General features: G+C 64.3%; 21 protein-coding genes. 11 read left to right on the forward strand and 10 right to left on the reverse strand.

The window, feature by feature from the left end; translation table 11 throughout:
* Positions 1–68: 68 nt before the first annotated feature.
* Together pyrE and CXY74_RS17510 are read left to right on the forward strand one after the other, a co-directional pair.
* Positions 69–617, forward strand: a complete 549-nt coding sequence (gene pyrE, locus CXY74_RS05850) for an orotate phosphoribosyltransferase (protein ID WP_104199554.1) — start codon at positions 69–71, stop codon at positions 615–617.
* Positions 617–1,972 carry a hypothetical protein gene (locus CXY74_RS17510; RefSeq protein WP_233193238.1) on the forward strand — a complete coding sequence of 452 codons (1,356 nt, stop codon included), beginning with the start codon at positions 617–619 and terminating at the stop codon, positions 1,970–1,972. Before pyrE ends, CXY74_RS17510 begins: the two co-directional genes overlap by 1 nt.
* Positions 1,973–2,030: 58 nt before the next feature.
* On the opposite strand, the gene CXY74_RS05865 is transcribed toward CXY74_RS17510, so the two are convergent.
* From CXY74_RS05865 to CXY74_RS05875, 3 genes are all read right to left on the reverse strand, one after another.
* Positions 2,031–2,831: an HAD-IIA family hydrolase gene (locus tag CXY74_RS05865; RefSeq protein WP_104199557.1), complete on the reverse strand. Its 801-nt coding sequence runs from the start codon at positions 2,829–2,831 to the stop codon at positions 2,031–2,033.
* A gap of 90 nt (positions 2,832–2,921) precedes the next feature.
* Positions 2,922–3,566 (reverse strand): metal-dependent transcriptional regulator, encoded by a 645-nt coding sequence (locus tag CXY74_RS05870; RefSeq protein ID WP_104199558.1) that lies wholly within the window; start codon positions 3,564–3,566, stop codon positions 2,922–2,924.
* 19 nt (positions 3,567–3,585) lie between these two features.
* Positions 3,586–4,857, reverse strand: a complete 1,272-nt coding sequence (locus tag CXY74_RS05875; RefSeq protein WP_104199559.1) for an Nramp family divalent metal transporter — start codon at positions 4,855–4,857, stop codon at positions 3,586–3,588.
* A 74-nt stretch (positions 4,858–4,931) separates the two neighbouring features.
* Here CXY74_RS05875 and CXY74_RS05880 point away from each other — a divergent pair, with 74 nt between their 5' ends.
* The 8 genes from CXY74_RS05880 to CXY74_RS05915 all read left to right on the forward strand — a co-directional run bounded on the left by CXY74_RS05880 (position 4,932) and on the right by CXY74_RS05915 (position 11,292).
* Positions 4,932–5,582, forward strand: coding sequence for a TrmH family RNA methyltransferase (locus tag CXY74_RS05880; RefSeq protein ID WP_104199560.1), 651 nt, complete (start codon positions 4,932–4,934; stop codon positions 5,580–5,582).
* 42 nt (positions 5,583–5,624) lie between these two features.
* Positions 5,625–5,993, forward strand: coding sequence for a nuclear transport factor 2 family protein (locus CXY74_RS05885; protein ID WP_104128644.1), 369 nt, complete (start codon positions 5,625–5,627; stop codon positions 5,991–5,993).
* A gap of 62 nt (positions 5,994–6,055) precedes the next feature.
* Positions 6,056–6,541: a DUF3151 domain-containing protein gene (locus tag CXY74_RS05890; protein WP_104197375.1), complete on the forward strand. Its 486-nt coding sequence runs from the start codon at positions 6,056–6,058 to the stop codon at positions 6,539–6,541.
* Positions 6,542–7,828, forward strand: a complete 1,287-nt coding sequence (locus tag CXY74_RS05895; RefSeq protein ID WP_104199561.1) for an adenylosuccinate synthase — start codon at positions 6,542–6,544, stop codon at positions 7,826–7,828.
* An 85-nt stretch (positions 7,829–7,913) separates the two neighbouring features.
* Positions 7,914–8,753: a GNAT family N-acetyltransferase gene (locus CXY74_RS05900; protein WP_233193231.1), complete on the forward strand. Its 840-nt coding sequence runs from the start codon at positions 7,914–7,916 to the stop codon at positions 8,751–8,753.
* Between the two features lie 239 nt (positions 8,754–8,992).
* Positions 8,993–9,952: a DMT family transporter gene (locus tag CXY74_RS05905; protein WP_255409516.1), complete on the forward strand. Its 960-nt coding sequence runs from the start codon at positions 8,993–8,995 to the stop codon at positions 9,950–9,952.
* 28 nt (positions 9,953–9,980) lie between these two features.
* Positions 9,981–10,364, forward strand: coding sequence for a chorismate mutase (locus CXY74_RS05910; RefSeq protein WP_104199562.1), 384 nt, complete (start codon positions 9,981–9,983; stop codon positions 10,362–10,364).
* Between the two features lie 4 nt (positions 10,365–10,368).
* Positions 10,369–11,292 (forward strand): SDR family NAD(P)-dependent oxidoreductase, encoded by a 924-nt coding sequence (locus CXY74_RS05915; protein WP_104199563.1) that lies wholly within the window; start codon positions 10,369–10,371, stop codon positions 11,290–11,292.
* A gap of 167 nt (positions 11,293–11,459) precedes the next feature.
* Here CXY74_RS05915 and purL read toward each other — a convergent pair whose 3' ends face one another.
* The 5 genes from purL to CXY74_RS05935 form a co-directional block, all read right to left on the reverse strand.
* Positions 11,460–13,766: a phosphoribosylformylglycinamidine synthase subunit PurL gene (gene purL, locus CXY74_RS05920; protein ID WP_104199564.1), complete on the reverse strand. Its 2,307-nt coding sequence runs from the start codon at positions 13,764–13,766 to the stop codon at positions 11,460–11,462.
* A gap of 483 nt (positions 13,767–14,249) precedes the next feature.
* Positions 14,250–14,687, reverse strand: coding sequence for a hypothetical protein (locus tag CXY74_RS05925; RefSeq protein WP_146070063.1), 438 nt, complete (start codon positions 14,685–14,687; stop codon positions 14,250–14,252).
* A 611-nt stretch (positions 14,688–15,298) separates the two neighbouring features.
* Positions 15,299–15,430: a hypothetical protein gene (locus tag CXY74_RS18185; RefSeq protein WP_255409517.1), complete on the reverse strand. Its 132-nt coding sequence runs from the start codon at positions 15,428–15,430 to the stop codon at positions 15,299–15,301.
* Positions 15,427–15,942, reverse strand: coding sequence for an RNA polymerase sigma factor (locus CXY74_RS05930; protein WP_092451879.1), 516 nt, complete (start codon positions 15,940–15,942; stop codon positions 15,427–15,429). Before CXY74_RS05930 ends, CXY74_RS18185 begins: the two co-directional genes overlap by 4 nt.
* Positions 15,939–16,541 (reverse strand): hypothetical protein, encoded by a 603-nt coding sequence (locus CXY74_RS05935; protein WP_092451877.1) that lies wholly within the window; start codon positions 16,539–16,541, stop codon positions 15,939–15,941. The genes CXY74_RS05930 and CXY74_RS05935 overlap by 4 nt, the downstream gene beginning before the upstream one ends.
* Before the next feature lie 407 nt (positions 16,542–16,948).
* On the opposite strand from CXY74_RS05935, the gene CXY74_RS05940 reads away from it, so the two are divergent.
* Positions 16,949–17,272, forward strand: a complete 324-nt coding sequence (locus CXY74_RS05940; protein ID WP_104196160.1) for a hypothetical protein — start codon at positions 16,949–16,951, stop codon at positions 17,270–17,272.
* On the opposite strand, the gene CXY74_RS05945 is transcribed toward CXY74_RS05940, so the two are convergent.
* Positions 17,257–17,697 carry a hypothetical protein gene (locus CXY74_RS05945; RefSeq protein WP_104199566.1) on the reverse strand — a complete coding sequence of 147 codons (441 nt, stop codon included), beginning with the start codon at positions 17,695–17,697 and terminating at the stop codon, positions 17,257–17,259. The two genes, CXY74_RS05940 and CXY74_RS05945, sit on opposite strands and share 16 nt — an antisense overlap.
* A gap of 23 nt (positions 17,698–17,720) precedes the next feature.
* Positions 17,721–18,509 (reverse strand): PxKF domain-containing protein, encoded by a 789-nt coding sequence (locus tag CXY74_RS05950; protein ID WP_370446130.1) that lies wholly within the window; start codon positions 18,507–18,509, stop codon positions 17,721–17,723.
* Positions 18,510–18,653: the final 144 nt, after the last annotated feature.

Raw genomic sequence — 18,653 nt, forward strand, 5'->3', positions numbered from 1 at the left:
AATCCCTCTCCCGTCGCGACTGCTGGCGACCACGTTCGGCCTGCTGGGCATGCCCTAAACTGAGAATTGTGACTGATACACGGCAGAAACTCATCGACTTCATCTCGGCCGAGGCCGTTTTTCACGGAGATTTCGTTCTCACCAGCGGGAAGAAGGCCACGTACTACGTGGACCTGCGCCGGGTGAGCCTCGACCACCGGGTTGCCCCGTTGATCGGTCAGGTCATGCTCGACCTCATCAAGGATGTTCCGGATGTGGTTGCCATTGGAGGCATGACCATGGGCGCCGACCCGATCGCCGCTGCGGTCATGCACCAGGGTGCTGCCCGCGGCGCGACCTATGACGCGTTCGTTGTGCGCAAGGAGCCCAAGGACCACGGTCGCGGCCGCCAGGTTGAGGGCCCCGACCTCGCTGGCAAGCGTGTGATCGTGCTCGAAGACACCTCGACCACCGGTGGCTCTCCCCTCGCCGCCATCGAAGCCTTGCTCAAGGTCGGTGCCGAGATTGCTGGCGTCGCCGTCGTGGTCGACCGCAACACTGGTGCCCGCGAAGTGATTGAGGCTGCCGGCTACCCCTACTTCGCCGCGATCTCCCTTGAGGATCTGGGGCTCAACTAGTGGCACCAGACGACGACGAGCGCGGAATTGACTGGCTCGCGTCGCAATTGGGGCACAGCTCCGATGACTCAGCTGACGAAGACTCGGCTGACGAAGACTCAGCTGACGAAGACTCAGCTGACGAAGACTCAGCTGACGATGACTCGGCTACTGAAGACTCAGCTGACGAGATGTCGGTTACTGACGCAGTGGATGCCGCCCCGCTGGTGACCAGGTTCGGCCGCCGCTCCCGTCGCGGCAAGCCGGTGCAGGCGCAACCGGAAGTCACTGAGCTTCCGGAACCGCCCATTTCGGCAGCGCCGGCTGGACCAGCGCCGGCTGGACCAGCGCCGGCTGGACCAGCTCCCTGGTGGACGACACCGCTGCCGCAACCGGCCGACGCCCCGGTCCCTGAGGCTCTGCCCTCTGCGCACTCGGAGTCATCAGATTCTGTCGTGTCGGTCGCTGACGTCGGGCACGAAGTTGTCCCGTCCGACGTGGTTGAGCCAGAATTTGCCGCGACGCCCGGTGCCGAGATCGCGCCCGCCCCGGCGTCGAGCGACCGCTTAGCAGAAGCAGAAGCAGAAGCAGAAGCAGAAGTAGAAGTAGAAGCAGAAGCAGAAGCAGACGCAGACGCAGAAGCAGACGCAGACCGGCCGACGGAGCTTGTGCCGGTAGCAGTAAAGCTCGCCTCACCGAACAGCACCGAGGCAACCACTGCCGAGGATGCCAGCACGGAGGTAACCAGCGCCGAGCCACCGAGCCGCCACCGGTCCGGGAGCAGTGTTCCCGGGAGAACGCAGGCTGCTTTGGTCTGGACCGTCGTCGGATTACTCGCACTCATCGTGCTCGCGGGATTGTTCTATCTCGGCCAGCGGCTGGTCGTGAGCCCGGTGGCGGCGCCAGCACCGACCCAATCCGCGACGCCGACACCAACGCCGACGCAAACACCCACACCAACGCCGACCCCGGAGATCACGGCGGCGCAGCCTGCCGGGGTGAACGAGTGGAACGCCCTGTTCGGTGGCGAGTGCCTCGAACCGTACGAGTCCCCGTGGGCGGAGGACTTCACGGTCTTCGATTGTGCCGCCGCGCATACGGCCCAGCTGGTGTATCGCGGCAATTTTGGCGGCGACGCGACCACAGCCTTCCCGGGGGAGGCCGCGCTGGCCGCCCAGATCAACCTGCTCTGCACGGCGCCCGGCATCCTCGACTTGAACGCGGCCGGCGCCTACCCGAATCTGCAGATGCAGGGGAGCTATCCGATCAGCGAAGAACAGTGGACCGATGAGCCGCGCTACTACTACTGCTTCGCAAGCCGAGCTGCGGCCGAGCCGCTCACGGCGAGCATCATGGGCGCCGGTCCGACCGCCTGAAGCCGGCGCGAGCCGGGCGCATAGACGGACCGCTCGACAACCGGCTGGGAGAAGTCAGCTAGATCTCGTCACTTTCGATCGGATCAGTCGAAAGCAGCTCGTGCACGCCGGCCACGATCTCGTCGGGACGAAACGGGTACCGGTTGATCTCGGCCTCGTCGCTGATGCCGGTCATCACGAGAATCGTGTGCAGCCCGGCCTCGATGCCAGCAACGATGTCGGTGTCCATGCGGTCACCGATCATGCCTGTGTTCTCGGAGTGCGCACCGATCTTGTTCATCGCCGAGCGGAACATCATCGGGTTGGGCTTGCCGACGACGTAAGGCTCCATGCCGGTGGCCTTGGTGATCAGCGCCGAAATAGCGCCGGTCGCCGGCATCGGGCCGTCCTTGCTCGGTCCGGTCGCATCCGGGTTGGTCGAGATGAACCGCGCTCCGCCGAGGATCAGCCGGATCGCCTTGGTGATCGCCTCGAACGAATAGTTGCGGGTCTCGCCGACCACCACATAGTCGGGGTTGGTCTCGGTCATAATGAACCCGGCCTCGTGCAGCGCTGTCGTGATGCCGACTTCCCCGATCACGAACGCCGTGCCGTTGGAGACCTGAGACTTCAGAAAGTCTGCTGTTGCGAGGGCGGAGGTCCAGATGCGGTCCTCGGGCACGTTGAGCCCGCTTGCGCGCAGCCGGGCGCTCAGATCGCGCGGCGTGAAAATAGAGTTATTGGTGAGCACCAGAAACGGCGTGCCCGCGTCGGTCCACTGCTGCAGCAGTTCGGCCGCCCCCGGGAGGGCCTGGTTCTCGTGCACGAGCACACCGTCCATGTCGGTGAGCCAGCATTCGATTTCGTCGCGTCGTGCCATCAGGCGCTCCTTTTCGTCGTGTTCAGCCTAGCCGCGCCAAGTTTCGCCACGGTAACCGGCAGCACACAAATAAGCGGATGCCGCACTCACTCAAGCGGTCACCCAGATCGACGCTGCCGCAGCCGTCGTCAGCAGCCGGTTCTGGCCATCCGCTAGAACGATGGTCAGCGCCGCTGCCAGAGTGAACTCGGTGCCGGGTCCGATCAGGTCCGCGGCGAGTTCGCGCAGCACGGCCGGGTCGCGGTCGCTGATGCGCAATACAGTGCCCGTATACCCGACCGTGACCCCCGCCAACAGCACGGCCGGCGGTCGAAGCACGGTGCCATCGGCGGACGGAATCGGATCGCCGTGCGGATCGTGCGCCGGAAACCCGAGCCGCGCATTGATTGCCTCGAGCAACCGGTCTGAGATGGAGTGCTCGAGAATCTCGGCCTCGTCGTGCACCTGGTCCCAGTCGTAGCCCATCTCGCCGACCAGCCAGGTCTCGATCAGGCGATGCCGCCGCACGACGGCGGTTGCGCGCAGCCGGCCGGCATCCGTCAGCGCCAGCGGACCGTAGGGAACGTGGGTGATGAGCCCGCTTGCGGCGAGCTTCTTCACCATTTCCGTGACGGATGACGGCGCCAACCCCAGCCGGAGGGCGAGCGCCGAGGGAGTGATCAGGTCGGACTGCCACTCGGTGTGGGCATAGATGGTCTTGAGGTAGTCCTCGGCCGCGCCGGTCGTGTGCGTCATGTCAATTTCAGGCTACCGGTCAAGCCCCGGTGAAAACGAGTATGAGCAGCACGACGTTCAGAGTGACGAGGGCGAGGGAACAGACGACCCCGGCGGCGGTCGTGAACCAGCGGTTGGTGAAGGTGCCGAGGAGGCCATGCTGCGCGGTGAGCCAGACCAGCGGAATCAGGGCGAACGGAATACCAAAGGACAAAACCACCTGGCTGAGCACGAGCGCCTGAGTCGGGTCGAACCCCACACCGAGAATGAACAGCGCCGGAATCAGCGTGACCAATCGGCGCAACAGTAGAGGGATGCGCACGTGCAGCAGGCCGTGCATGATCTCGGCTCCGGCGTACGCACCGACCGAGGTCGACGCCAGACCCGAGGCGAGCAGCCCAATAGCGAACGTCGTCGCAATCGCTGGCCCGAGCGTGTCTTTCAGGGCGGCGTAGGCCCCCTGCAGGGTGTCGGTTCCGTCCACACCCTGCAAAGCGGATGCCGCCAACAACAAGATCGCCAGGTTCACCGTTCCGGCAATCGCCATGGCAATCGTGACGTCCCACTTCGTGGCCCAGAGCAGTCGGCGAGTAGCGACGACGCCTTGCCACTCTGGAAACCGGTCGCGGGCGAGCGACGAATGCGCGTAGATGGCGTGCGGCATGATCGTGGCGCCCAAAATCGATGCGGCGAGCAGCACCGAGTTGGAGCCCTCGAACCGCGGTACCAGTCCGGAGAGCACCCCGCCGGCCTCGGGCGGCGAGAAGAATACCCCAGCGGTGAAACCCACGGTGATGATGAGCATGAGTGCGATGATGACCCGTTCGAAAATGCGGGGGCCGCGACGGGTGTGCACCATGAGCACGATCATCGAGATCGTGCCGGTGATCACGCCGCCCCAGATCAGCGGCAGGTTGAACAAGAGGTTGAGCGCAACGGCACCGCCGATGATCTCGGCCAGGTCGGTGGCCATGGCGACGAGTTCGGCCTGAATCCAGTACAGACGCCGCGCCGTGGGCCGCTTCATGCGCACCCCGAGAATCTCGGGCAGGCTCGCCCCGGTGACAATGCCGAGTTTGGCGGACAGATATTGGATGAGCCAGGCCATGACGTTGCCGGCCACGACCACCCAGACCAGCAGATAGCCGTAGCGGGCGCCCGCGGTCATATTGCTCGCGACGTTTCCCGGGTCGAGGTAGGCGACCCCGGCAACGAGAGCCGGGCCCAGAAGCCAGAGCAGCCGGCTGGAGGCGACCGTGGTGGGAGCTTGGGAGAGCAGGCGATCGGTAGCGGCAGCATCCGTTTTAGTCATGCCGAAACCATAGCCAGACTTTCGGCGAACCGAAAGCCCAAATGTGAGGGCTGTGGGCAGGTTACGGTTGGGTAGTGACCGAGCCAGCCGCCCCAACCTTCGCCGCCGACAACTCCACGCCCGAGCGATCCACCTACGGCGTCGGCCCGTGGCTGGGGGAGTGGCCGAGCGAGGAGCGCTACGACGCCGACCTGCTCGAGCACGGTGACACCCGCAACGTGATCGACCGTTACCGCTACTGGAACATGGCGGCGATCGTGGCTGACCTGGACGAGCACCGGCATCCGTTTCACGTGGCCATTGAGAACTGGCAGCACGACATGAACATCGGCTCCATCGTGCGCAGCGCCAACGCGTTCGGCGCCGACACCGTGCACATCATCGGGCGTAAACGGTGGAATAAACGCGGCGCCATGGTCACCGACCGCTACCAACACGTTTTGCACCACAGTGATGTCGCTGCCTTCGTCGGGTGGTGTGCCACTGAATCGCTGCCGGTGATCGCTATCGACAACGTGCCCGGCAGTGTCATCATCGAGACCTTCACCTTTCCGGAACGCTGCGTTCTGCTGTTCGGCCAGGAAGGCCCTGGACTGTCGGAGGAGGCTATCGCCGCCGCTGATTCCATCGTCGAAATAAGCCAGTTCGGGTCGACCCGGTCGATCAACGCTTCGGCCGCCGCGGCCGTCACCATGCATTCCTGGGTGGTTCAGAACCGGTTCTGACCTTTTCTGCATTCGGTGACGGTTTGGGGCTAGCGTGACGGTATGACTGCGATCACTGACGATCTTCCCGCCCGGCTCCTTCACGAAGAAAACGCCGGCTGGCAGGCCATTCTGGGTGGGCAGGGCGGCGCGTACTATCAGCGCGAAATGACCGACGACGCCCTGATGATCGTGCCCGGCGCAGTCATCACTCGCGACCAGGTCACCGCATACTTCGACCAGGCGGCTCCGTGGGAGAGCTACGGCATTCACGAACCCGCCATCATCCGCCTCGGTGAGCACGCCGGTGTCGTCGTCTACAAGGCGATCGCCCGCCGGGGCGAGGTGGTCGCCGAGTTGAACATGTCGACGACCTACCTGTTCGTGAACGGCGGCTGGCGCGTCGCAGCCCGGCAGCAAAGCCCGGCCTAACGTTTTGGGCCCACCGGGCCCGTCGCCGGGGTGAGGGCACCTGGGCCTTGGTAGGATTCAGTGTGACTGGCGACAATTTGATTTCTGAGCCCGAGACCCTTCTTCCCGCAGAACCGGAGGTGCTCGAGGCCCTGCGCCGTACCGCGAGGAGCGAGATCGCTGCGGTAGCGCAGGTGCACCCGACCTCTCCGCTGGCCTGGGCTGAACTGGCCGATGCCACCCACGCTGAGGGTCGACTCCTGGAGTCGTACGCCTACGCCCGGGTCGGGTACCACCGCGGACTCGATGCCCTGCGCAAGGCCGGCTGGCGCGGCCACGGTCCGATTCCGTGGCGCCACGAACCCAACCGCGGCGTGCTGCGCGCCCTGTTCGCGTTGCGCCGGGGCGCCGAAGAGATCGGTGAGTCCGACGAGGTCTCCCGCCTGACGGCTTTTCTGACGGATGCCGATGCGAGCGCTATCTCCATCATCGCCACGCTGTACACCGGCAGCCCGGGGTTCGACCCGGCGCCGCCCACCGAAGCTTTCGTTATTCGAGGAGAAGACTAGATGCCCGCGATCGTACTCATCGGAGCCCAGTGGGGCGACGAGGGCAAGGGTAAGGCCACCGACCTGCTCGGCAGCCGGGTCGACTATGTCGTCAAGTTCAACGGCGGCAACAACGCTGGCCACACCGTCGTCGTCGGCGACGAGAAGTACGCGCTGCACCTGCTGCCGTCGGGCATCCTGAGCCCCGGAGTCACCCCGGTCATCGCCAACGGCGTCGTCGTCGACGTCGAGGTGTTGTTTGAAGAACTCGATGCATTGTCGGAGCGCGGCGTCGATGTCTCGCGGCTCAAGGTCAGCCTCAACGCGCACGTCATCACCGCATACCACCGCACCCTCGACAAGGTCACCGAGCGTTTTCTCGGCAAGCGCCAGATCGGCACCACCGGGCGCGGCATCGGCCCCGCCTACGCCGACAAGATCAACCGTGTCGGCATCCGCGTGCAAGACCTGTTCGACGAGAACATTCTGCGCCAAAAAGTGGAGGGTGCCCTCGACCAGAAGAATCACATGCTGGTCAAGGTCTACAACCGTCGCGCCATCGAGGTCGAGGAGATCGTCACCGAACTGCTCAGCTACGCTGACCGTCTGCGCCCCATGGTCACCGACACCGCCCTGCTCCTGCACCAGGCCTTGAATGCCGGCAAGACCGTATTGTTCGAAGGTGGCCAGGCCACCATGCTCGACGTCGACCATGGCACATACCCTTTCGTCACGTCGTCGAACGCTACCTCGGGCGGTGCGGTCACCGGTTCGGGTATCGCTCCGAACCGCATCGACCGGGTCATCGCCGTCGTCAAGGCCTACACGACCCGAGTGGGCAGCGGTCCGTTCCCCACCGAACTGTTCGACGAGTCGGGCGATTACCTGCGCGCGAACGGGTTTGAGTTCGGCACCACCACTGGGCGCCCACGCCGTTGTGGCTGGTACGACGCTCCGATCGCCCGCTATACCGCGCGCATCAACGGCGTCACCGACTTCGTGCTGACCAAGCTCGATGTGCTCACCGGTCTGGCCGAGATCCCGGTTTGCGTGGCCTACTCGGTTGATGGTGTGCGCGTCGACGAAGTGCCGGTCTCGCAGAGCGACTTTCACCACGCCGTTCCAATTTACGAGAACTTCCCCGGCTGGACCGAGGACATCACCGGTGTGCGCACGTTTGACAAGCTGCCGCAGGCCGCGCAGAACTATGTGCTCGCGCTCGAGAGCATGAGCGGATCGCGCATTTCGGCGATCGGCGTCGGCCCCGACCGTGAAGCTATCGTGGTGCGTCACGACCTGATCGAATAGATCTGAATCGTCAACCGGGCCCATAATGTGCCCGGTTGGCGCGGTGAGTGTAAAGTTCCTCACTTTGACCTGTCACACTGGTCGTGTGAACGCCGTGAGACCCCATTCCCTGACCCTGACCGGTCGTTTTGTGCAGCTTCAACCGCTCGGCAGTGCGGTGTTGCCCGACCTCGCGCGCGCTATCGCGCACCCCGAAGTGTTCGCCGCCGGCTACGGTGGCGGCCCGGCCGCCTTGCGGCGCGATGTTGACGGCTTCATCAAGTGGGCGCACGATTACTTTCAGTGGGAGGCTCTGCCCTACGTGGTCCGACTGCTCGGCGGCCCGAACGACGGTGACGTCGTGGGAACGACCACCCTCGGCGACATCGACGTCGTCAAAGAAGCCATCCACCTCGGCTGGACCGCCTACGACCCGCGCGTCTGGGGCACCCCTGTCAACGCCGAAACCAAATTGCTCGTGCTCGGTACCGCCTTCGACAACGGCTTCGGCCGGGTCAAGATTCAGGCGGATGCCCGCAACGAGCGTTCGCGCACCGCCATCCTGGGCATCGGCGCCACGTTCGAGGGCATCGTGCGCCGTGATTGCCGGCGGGCCGACGGCACCTGGCGGGACAGCGCCGTGTACTCGATCCTCGCTGACGAATGGCCGGCCGTGCGCGCCGGGCTGCAAGCTCGCCTCGACGCCTTCGCGGGCCGGTTCGTGACCTATCGCGACCTGCGTCCCGCCGTGCCGAGCGGCACAATCCTGGGCGGCGGGCCACGCGGCGGCTTTGGTCAGGCCACCGGGAATGCGCCGGATGTGCCTGATGTGCCTGATGTGCCGGATGTGCCTGATGCGCCTGATGTGCCGGATGTGCCTGGTACGCCTGGTACGCCTGATACGCCGGATGCCGAGCGCAACGCCGGGGCCGACGCGTCTTCGTAGGAGGCGGAATCCGCTCCTGTCAGTGGACGATGATTCTGGTGGCGAAGTCAGGAAAACCTGGTGGTCAGGTGCCTGCGTCCCCGAACCCAGCGACTTTCCGGCGGCCTGCCGGTCGGATTTTCTGAAACGGCCACGGCCAGGGCGCGCCGGTGTGAGCATCCGCTGCCATTGTTCGGCGCTTTTGTGACGTTGAGCCCCGGCGAGCCCGTGCTGGTTCGTGGCCGCTATAGGCTCGGGGAGTGCCCTCGACGACTGCCGCCAGTAAAAGCCTCATCGTGCTGCAGTTTCTCGGCATGGGAATGATCTGGGGCTCGAGCTTTCTCTTCATGAAGGTTGCGCTCGATGGCGTCAGTTTCGGGCAGATCGCCTGGTCGCGACTCGTGCTCGGCGGGCTGACCCTCGGGCTGATCGTGCTCGTGACCCGTCCGCGCATCAGGAGCGGGCCGGTGCTGCCGCGGGAGGGCGTGGTCTGGCTGCATTTTCTGGTCATCGCGATCAGCGGATGCGTGATTCCGCACCTGCTCTTCGCCTGGGCCGAACAATACGTCTCATCGAGCCTGGCGAGCATCTATAACGCGGTCACCCCGATCATGACAGCGTTGATGGCGACGCTCGCCTTTCGAGTGGAGAAACTCGTGCGTGCGCAGGTCGCGGGCGTCGTGGTCGGCATCGTCGGTGTTGTCGTGATCATCGGCCCGTGGCAGTATTCCTCGCTCACGGGCGATCTCTGGGGCCAGCTTGCCTGCCTGGGCGCGGCCGTCTGCTACGGCTTCACCTTCGGCTACACCCGCCGCTTTCTGAGTGGGCGGCCGATCGCAGCATCGACGTTCGCTTTTCTGAACATCGGCATTGCCGGTGGCATCATGCTGCTTCTGACGCCGGCGCTGGCCTGGAGCCCGGTGGCGCTGACCGTGCCGATCGTGCTGTGCCTGTTTGCGCTCGGTGCGCTCGGCACCGGCCTCGCCTACATCTGGAACATCAACGTGTTGCGCGCCTGGGGTCCGACCAATGCGTCCACGGTGACCTACGTGACGCCCGTGGTCGGCGTGGCGTTGGGGGTACTCGTGCTCGCGGAAACATTCTCCTGGCACGAGCCGACCGGGGCGCTGTTGGTGCTGCTTGGCATACTCCTGACGCAGAAACGATTGCGGCTGCGGTCGTTCGGGGCGCGCAGCCGGGCGGCGGCGGCATCCGCTTGACCGTGTAGGCATGCATTATCGTAAAAGGATGGCCGTACACGAGGAATTACCCGCCGACGCCGACGCGGCTGCGACGCTGCAGCTGCACAGCATTCGCGAGAGCATCGACAACATTGACGCCGCGCTCATTCACCTGCTGGCCGAGCGGTTCAAGTTCACCCAGCAGGTCGGGCGGCTCAAAGCGGCCCACGGGCTGCCGGCCGCCGACCCGGCGCGTGAACTCATGCAGATCGACCGCCTGCGCGGCCTCGCCGAGGAAGCCCATCTCGACCCGGCCTTCGCCGAGAAGTTTCTCAACTTCATCATCGCCGAGGTGATCCACCACCACGTTCGAATCGCCGGCGGCGAGCCGGTGGAGCCGGGGCGCTCTGCCGGGGCGGAACCAACATCGTCGCCGATTTCAGCGTCGTAGCCGGGTGAGCTGGAACCCGCGTTCGCTGCCAGACCAGTCCGGCAAGACCTTCGTCGTGACCGGCGCCAACGCCGGACTCGGTTACTTCACGAGCGAGCAGCTCGCCGGCACGGGTGCCCACGTTGTGCTTGCCTGCCGCAACCTCGCCAAAGCGGATGCCGCGGCGGCGGCCATCCGCGCCCGCGTCCCGGAAGCATCCGTTTCTGTGTTGCAGCTCGACGTGGCCGACCTACAGTCCGTTCGAGAGGTGAGCGAGACCTTACGCGCGCTGCCGCGCCTCGACGGTCTGATTCTCAACGCCGGAATCGTGCATCCGTCCAGGGACCGCCAGGTGAGCCTCGACGGCAACGAGTTGATCTTCGCCACGAATTTTCTCGGGCACTTCGCGCTCACCGCTGGCAGCCTCATGGCGCTCCGCCGCACGCCCGGTAGCCGGGTGGTGTCGCTCGGGTCGGTGATCTCCCGGCTGATGGACTCCTCGCTCGATGATCTGCAACTGGCGACCACGTACAACGGGTGGAAAGCCTACGCGCAGTCCAAGATTGCCATGCAGGTGTTCGGGTTCGAACTCGACCGGCGCCTGCGGGCGAACGGTGCCGGAATGGTGCAGTCGTTGGTGGCGCATCCGGGATATTCCATTTCGGGGCTGACCCCTGGCATCCGTTCGATCAACGATGTCTCGCGCGGCAAACGCGTGATCGACGGCCTGCAAACCGTGATCGGAGCCCAGGGCAAGCACCACGGCGCCTGGTCGACCGTGCGCGCGGCTATCGACCCGGATGCCCACGGCGGCGACTACTTCGGCCCGCGCCTGCTCACCCGCGGCACCCCAACCCGCCAGTCGGCCACCCGAACCTCCCGCGACCGCGCGGTGGCCGCCCGCCTCTGGGAGCGAGCCGAGACCCTGATCGCCGAACCGTTCCTCTAACCATTTCCATCTGCTCGACCTGCCTCCCGGCGCATAACTCCTGCAATTTGCGCGCCGACGGTGACAGTGCCGCATGTTTCCGGGACCGAACTTGGTGCGCTGCAGAAATTGCAGGAGTTATGCCCGGGTCGACGCCTCGAAAACCGAAAACCGAAAACCGGGGAGGGTTAGGCGAAGGCGGCGGGGAGGGTGGTGCGGTGTCGATTGTGCATCTCCGGCAGCGAGGCCGCGAAGACGTCCTGAATCTCGAGGGCGTGTAGCGTGGCGTCGGTCACGCCGATGCGCAGCACCGGAATGTAGCGGCCGGCACACAGGCCGAGAAACTTCACGTCGTCTTCGCGCGGCACGCTTACGATGACGCGACCAGCTGACTCCGAGAACAGGGCAGTGGATGCATCCACCCCGTCCCGATCCAGAATGTCACCGAGCCAGACCCGAGCGCCCACACCGAAACGCATCACGGCTTCGGCGAGGGCCTGGGCGAGCCCACCCTCGCTGAGGTCATGGGCGCTGTCGATGAGGGCTTCCTTCGACGCGGCGTGCAGCAGCCCGGCGAGGGCCTTCTCCCGGCCGAGATCCACGACCGGCGGACGACCACCGAGGTGGTTGTGCACGACACCGGCCCAGGCCGAGCCGTCCAGTTCGAGGCGGGTGTCGCCGAGTAGGTAGATGTTGTGCCCGTCGTCCTGCCAGCCGCTCGGGATGCGGCGTGCAACGTTATCGATCACGCCAAGCACCGCCACGACCGGGGTGGGGTGAATCGGCTGGTCGCCGGTCTGGTTGTAGAACGAGACGTTGCCGCCGGTGACGGGAATCTCGAGCTCCAAGCATCCGTCCGCGAGGGCCGTCACGGCCTCACGGAACTGCCACATGACCTCGGGGTTCTCGGGGGAGCCGAAATTGAGGCAGTCGCTGACGCCGGCCGGGATCGCGCCGGTCGTGGCGACGTTGCGATAAGCCTCGGCAAGGGCGAGTTGCGCGCCGCGGTACGGGTCGAGCTGGCAGTAGCGGCCGTTCGCGTCGGTGGCGATACTAAAGCCGAGGCCGCTCTCTTCGTCGACACGGATCATGCCGCCGTCGTCGGGAAAAGCCAGCGCCGTGTTGCCCTGCACGTAGTGGTCGTACTGGTCGGTGATCCAGCTCGGGTCGGCGAGATTGGGCGAGCCGAGCAGGTCGAGAAACTGCTCGCGCAGGGTCTCGCCGTCGAGCGCGCGCGGCAGCACGGAGGCGGTGTCGGCCTGCAAGGCGTCGATCCAGGTCGGGTAGGCGAGCGGGCGCTCGTAGACCGGGCCGTCGACGGCGACGGTGCGCGGCAGTACGTTGACGATCTCTTCGCCGTGCCAGTTGATGATCAACCGGCCGGTGTCGGTGACCTCGCCGAGCACGCTGGTCTCGACGTCCCACTTCTTGGTGACGGCGAGAAAGCCCTCGAGCTTTTCGGGCGTAACGATCGCCATCATGCGCTCCTGGCTCTCGCTCATGAGAATCTCTTCGGCGGTGAGCGTGGGGTCGCGCAGCAGCACCTTTTCGAGTTCGATGAACATGCCACCGTCGCCGTTGGAGGCGAGTTCGCTGGTCGCGCACGAGATGCCCGCCGCCCCGAGGTCCTGGATTCCCTCGACGAGCTTGCCCGCAAACAGTTCGAGGCAGCACTCGATGAGCACCTTCTCGGCGAACGGGTCGCCGACCTGCACCGCGGGGCGCTTGGTGGGGCCACCGGCGCTGAACGTGTCCGAGGCGAGAATGGATGCCCCGCCGATGCCGTCGCCGCCGGTGCGGGCTCCAAACAACACGACCTGGTTGCCGACGCCGCGGGCGTTGGCAAGGTGCAGGTCTTCGTGGCGCAGCACGCCAACCGAGAGAGCGTTGACGAGCGGGTTGCCCTGGTAGACCCGGTCGAACACGGTTTCGCCGCCAATGTTGGGCAGGCCGAGGCAGTTGCCGTAGAAGCTGATGCCCGAGACCACACCGTGCACGACGCGGGCGGTATCAGGGTCGTTGATGTCGCCGAATCGCAGGGCATCCATCACGGCGACCGGGCGGGCGCCCATCGAGATAATGTCGCGCACAATGCCGCCGACGCCGGTCGCGGCGCCCTGGAATGGTTCGATGTATGAGGGATGGTTGTGCGATTCGATCTTGAACGTGACCGCCCAGCCTTCGCCGACGTCGAGCACACCGGCATTTTCGCCCATGCCGACCATGAGGTTTTTCTTCATGGCGGGGGTCACTTTATCGCCAAACTGGCGCAGGTACATCTTCGAGCTTTTATAGGAGCAGTGCTCGCTCCACATCACCGAGTACATTGCCAGCTCGCCCGACGTTGGGCGGCGGCCCAAAATTTCGCGGATCTTCGCGTACTCGTCGGCTTTGAGTCCGAGCGCCCCGTAGGGCTGCTCCTTTTCGGGCGTCGCAATAGCGTTGGAAACGGTGTCAGCGACGCCGCGGGAAGAGGTTTTGGAAACAGCGGTCACGTGTGGAATTCTCCCCGAGATAGCGGATGCTTGACCCGGCAAGTCTACCGGTCGCCCCGACCCCGCCTGCAGGCAGTGAATTAACGTGTGTATTTGAGTGAATGAGGTCGTGGTGTCGCCGACACACTGGCTGCCGCGGTAACCCGTGAACCTGGCGGCGTGGAAAAGTTCAGTGGTTCGGAAGCGTTTTTTGGGCGGTGAGGTCGCGGTTGTGTGCAATTCGCGTGCGTAGCCCTCTGCATCCGGCCGTGCTTCTGAAGTGCACCGTATGTCCCCCGTTCACCGGGCATTTTCTCGGGCGGGGCATACGGGAATGGGGCGGCCTCGATACGCTGCGGATCATCGTTGGTTTTCCTCACACGTTCCGATGTCCCGCTCACCGTCCGGCTTGCGGGACGATGCGGTGGCAGGGTCAGGTCGTGCAGCTGGGAAGGCCAGGCAGCGTTGCGCCCTCAGTACCCGGGGGTCCACGGGACGAATACCTTAGGGAAGCGTTATCTCCCGAAGCTGCTGGACTACTACCTTCCAGTCGCCCAGTTGCTGCTTAGTGATAGGACGTTCCGGGCTCGTAGTCCAGTCTTCGATGTCCCTTCCGCCGATAGATTCCGCCAAATACCTTATGACGCCCTTCTTAGACTCGGTGGACATCGCAGCACCCGTCTGCTCAGCGCCCGGAACGTCGGCGATTTCCGTGAGGTACGCCTGGGCGAACCAGTCAGCGGCGTCAGCACGTAAGTACGCGCTCGTCAGTGAGGTGTACCAGCGAGAGATGAATTCTCCGTAGGGTGCTGAATTGGTCATGAAACCGTCGCCGCTGAAGAGGAGTTCCCGGACTCTTTCAGGGGTTAGACCTCTCGCTGCAAGGAGGGCGCCGTCGATATCTCCTCGGTCTACGAGTTTACCAAGTTCGTTGCTCATCACACCCATCCGTTACTGATACGGCCACCCGAAGACGTCGGCACGGCGACGGTCCCCCTTGTCTACCCGCGTGAGTTGCTGCGGGCATTTCGGACAGCGGAATTAGTGGATTCTTCTGCGTTACTATTGTTGGCTGTTGATAACCATAGTGGACGTCACTAAAGTCGGTGGTAACCCGGCTCGGAGTGCCGGCGTTGGCTGTTGTGGAAGCCTTCTACATACCGGATGACATCGCTGCGGGCTTGTGATTCCGTCGCGTATGCGGTGCGGTACACGCGTTCGTTCTTTAGCATCGAGAAAAGCTTTCGGCCAAACTGTTCTGCCAACACGCCGGGCGGCCCATCGATGAGCGCAACCAGAGGCTGGTCACCAGCTCCCGGAACTCGGTCGACGTGAAAACGCTGCCGCGGTCCTGACCGCGTCGGCAATTTCCGTATCTACGGTGCGGCGCTGCGGCTGCGGCTGCGGCTGCGGCTGCGGGAGAGCTTCTGGACCGCGACAGGAATTGTGCCCCGCGACCCCAACAAATCCACCCGAGGGGGCATCTATCACGCGATTCCGTAGGACGTTCGCGTTACGGGCGGTGTTCTGCGCCGCGCGCCGGTGCCTGGCGGTCAGGGCGTAAGCCGAGCAGCGCGCCTCAGTACCGCATCCTGATCAAGCTCGGTATAGGTCGTTGGAATCTCGATCGACGTAGTGCCGGTCAGTTCGACGGCGGCGGGGTCGACCGTCTTGTGGAGTCTCATTGAATGAGCTCGACCTGGCTGCCCAGAACGTGGGCTAATTCCCGCTTCGCGCGATGGTACCGACTGCGGACCGTCGACGCCGGCAACCCCAGATACTGGCTAATCTCCGCCAAGCTAAACCCGTCCCAGTGGACTGCGCGAATGACTTCCGCGAGGTCCGGGTCGAGGCGTTGGATCGCGTCCAGAACGTCGAGACCGGCAGCGGCATCGTTGTTGGCAGGCAGCACACCCACTGACTCGCGTAGGCGCTCGGCGAGGCGCGAACGGCGCCGTTCTCCACGTGAGTGGTTGAGGACGACATTGCGTGCGATCCCGAACATCCACATTCGTGCCTCGACGGGATTGGTCGGGACTCTCGCCGCGCCTTTCCACGCGGCGATCATGGTGTCCGAAAGGGCGTCCGGCGCGTCGTTGCTCCCGACGCGGCGTTCGAGGTACCGCAGCAAGTCTCTCGCGTTCTGGTCCAGTGCGTTGGTGAGGCGTTCGTCGCGTGCCCTACGAACAGCGCTCACTGATTCGTGCCCTCGCAGGTGATGACGCCCTCGAAATAAGGTCGCTGAGCGCTGTCGAACCCGTGCTGTTGGAGGTCGGCGTCCAGCTCGTCGGCCATCACACCCACCACCCCCGAGGAGTATCGGCGGTCGCGGTCGCCTTCAGGAGTCTGTGCCAGTGTTTCCCCGTGGACGGCAACGACTCGTGCGTCGACCTGCGCAGTCGTCGGAACGGGTGCAGAGGCAAAGAAGGCGCGGGCCGCGTCCATGATCTCGGGATCTGCGTTCTGCAGGTTCCCGATCAGGTACTCGCACTGCGCGCCGCTGGGAAGTGTGATCTGCATCGCCGCGTCCGGCTGTTGCGCCCAGGAAGGCCACTCAAAGTTCGTGACGGCGGCCGCGACCCCGGTACCCCCGAGGACCAGTGCGAGCGCGACGCCGGAAATGGCAAGCCGCCGGCCCAGACGACTCTTGACATCCCGAGCGGCTTCAAAACGGGCAGCTCGAGTGGCTTCCTGCAAGGCTGCGTCTGTCATCAGCGCCGAGAGTGGCGCCGGCGCCGCGGCGCGATCGAGCAGATCGTTGAGTGCATCGTCGCGAAAACTCGAGGACGGATCCATAGGAACTCCTTACATCGGTGATGTCTACACACTGAATATGTCCACCTGGCGCCGAAACGACGACGGCCCACACTCAATTGGACCGCGACTGGTGCCCGCCACGATTTTTCCGTACTGCTCAGCGCGCAAGCGAGCCGATCACGTCCGTCCCGGTGAGGGTTCCCCTGTGACACAGCGTCTTCGCGTAATGCCGGTGGGTGGATTGGCCGCAGACCTGTCGCGCTGGAGGTCCGGCTAACGGGCACTCGTGAAGATCTCCGGCGACTCGATCCACGCAGGACACGTTTGACCGCTGTCCCTGCCCGTTGGTGTATCGCGTGTAGCTTCCGGACATGATGGGTGGGAGCGGAGCGCCAACCGGGGAAAGTCGCCTGCCCTCGTGGGCACTGGAAACGATCGGTGCCTAGGTGGCGGTAGTCGCCGGGCTCGTGGCTGCGGTGTCCGTGATGCGCGCCTTTGAGATGAAGCGCGGGCCGGGAGCATCCGAAGTGCTGGTTCTTGTCATCGTCATTCTGACGTCGCCACTGTCAACTGCCTACTCTGTCTTCGGTTCAATGGGTTCTTCGCAAGGGTCGGGCCAAGGAGGATTTGCAGTTGCGGTGCTGGCCGTGAGCGCGGCACTGAATTACCTGGGGTTCTTCCTCGTGGCTGTGATCAATGCTGCTGCCGTCTTCAGATTGATAGTACTGGGAAATCGTCGCCGGCGGGCGGCAGCTCAGTCCGATTCCTGACCTTGAACCGCCCCGCTAGGGCCCGTTGCCCCAAGGCGCAGCAGTGGTCGGGCGAGGACAAGACCGCAAATTAGGCCAGCGAGGGCAACTGGGAATGCCACCAGAGCGCTGAGGTGCGGGAGTAAAGAACTTCCGAAAAACAGAGTGAGGCCGCCGACGAGGATTGCCGGGGTTGCAACGAGGGCGCATGCCCAGATCGGGGTATGCATCAGTCGAGCCCAGACCGCAGCCAGGAAGAGGGCGACCGAACCAAGAAAGAAGAGAATCTTCCCAACACGATCGCGTTCAATAGCCTCCCCGGTCGGCTCGAACAAGAATGTTTTGTCGAGACCCGTGCCGAACAAGAGAAGTCCGACGACAATGAGTGCGGACCATGCAACCAGGGCGATAACCCAGAGTAAAAGACGTACCCACCTGACTGTCATAGCTCCACTTATCTTGGTAGTCGTCAGGTGCGGAACCTGAATTGCGCTTCATGAATGCTGCCGTCGTCGAGTTTCAGGTGGAATGTTCGGCAGGTTCCCGCCCAATCGGACGCCGTTTTCCACACATAGCTGTAGGTGTCTGTAGCTTGATCGTATGACAGGCTGCTGGCCCCGGCAGTAGTAGTGGTTTCGACTTCATCAACGTTCGCGCCCGTAGTGCAATCAACCCGAACCGACGTTGGGGAGCCCGCCGAGACAATTCCGAGGCCGAAGTTGCCGCCGAGGCGGAACTTCATCGGTACGGCATGACCCGCTTTCATGGCGTTGACGACAGGGGCTGCGTCAACGGGTGCCAGAAAGCCCTCGAACTGGTACTGCGGGATGTCGACGATGTGGTCTGCCGACGTAAATGCCTCGCCGCCCTGATCGTCGCGGATTGCCAAGGTCGTCAGGTATGTGCCAGCGGTCGTGTATGTGTGGCTCACCCGACTGCCGGTAGCGGTGCTGCCATCTCCGAATTCCCAGAGGTATTCGACCACGGTCCCGTCGGCGTCAGCGCTCGCGCCGCCATCGACCGTGATGGTCCGCCCGACGGTGGCCAAAGACATCTGCGCTTTCGGATCCTGGTTAGGGGTGGGAGCCTGCCAGATGTCTAGGCTGGTCTGTTCTCCTTGGGCGGCTACCTGTGCACCGTAGAGGCTTGCCGTCCACTCGCCCGCCTCAGCAACAGCGATGTGGTAGCTCTCGAACGTTGGCCCAACCTCAGCTCCACGTCCGAAGCGCTCGTACTGCGGGTGATCGTGCGCCCTGATGGTGAAGTTTTAGCCGGCTCGGCATCCCCTTCACCCTTTGGGTAGCCTGAGTCCATGTGGGATACCATGAACGCCAGCCGCGAGAAGGTCGCGGAGCTGCACGAGGCGTACCTGCGGAGTTTGGGGCCGGCGCAGGCCCGGTTC

The sequence above is a fragment of the Cryobacterium sp. Y29 genome (assembly GCF_002929825.1).
Taxonomy (GTDB): Bacteria; Actinomycetota; Actinomycetes; order Actinomycetales; family Microbacteriaceae; genus Cryobacterium.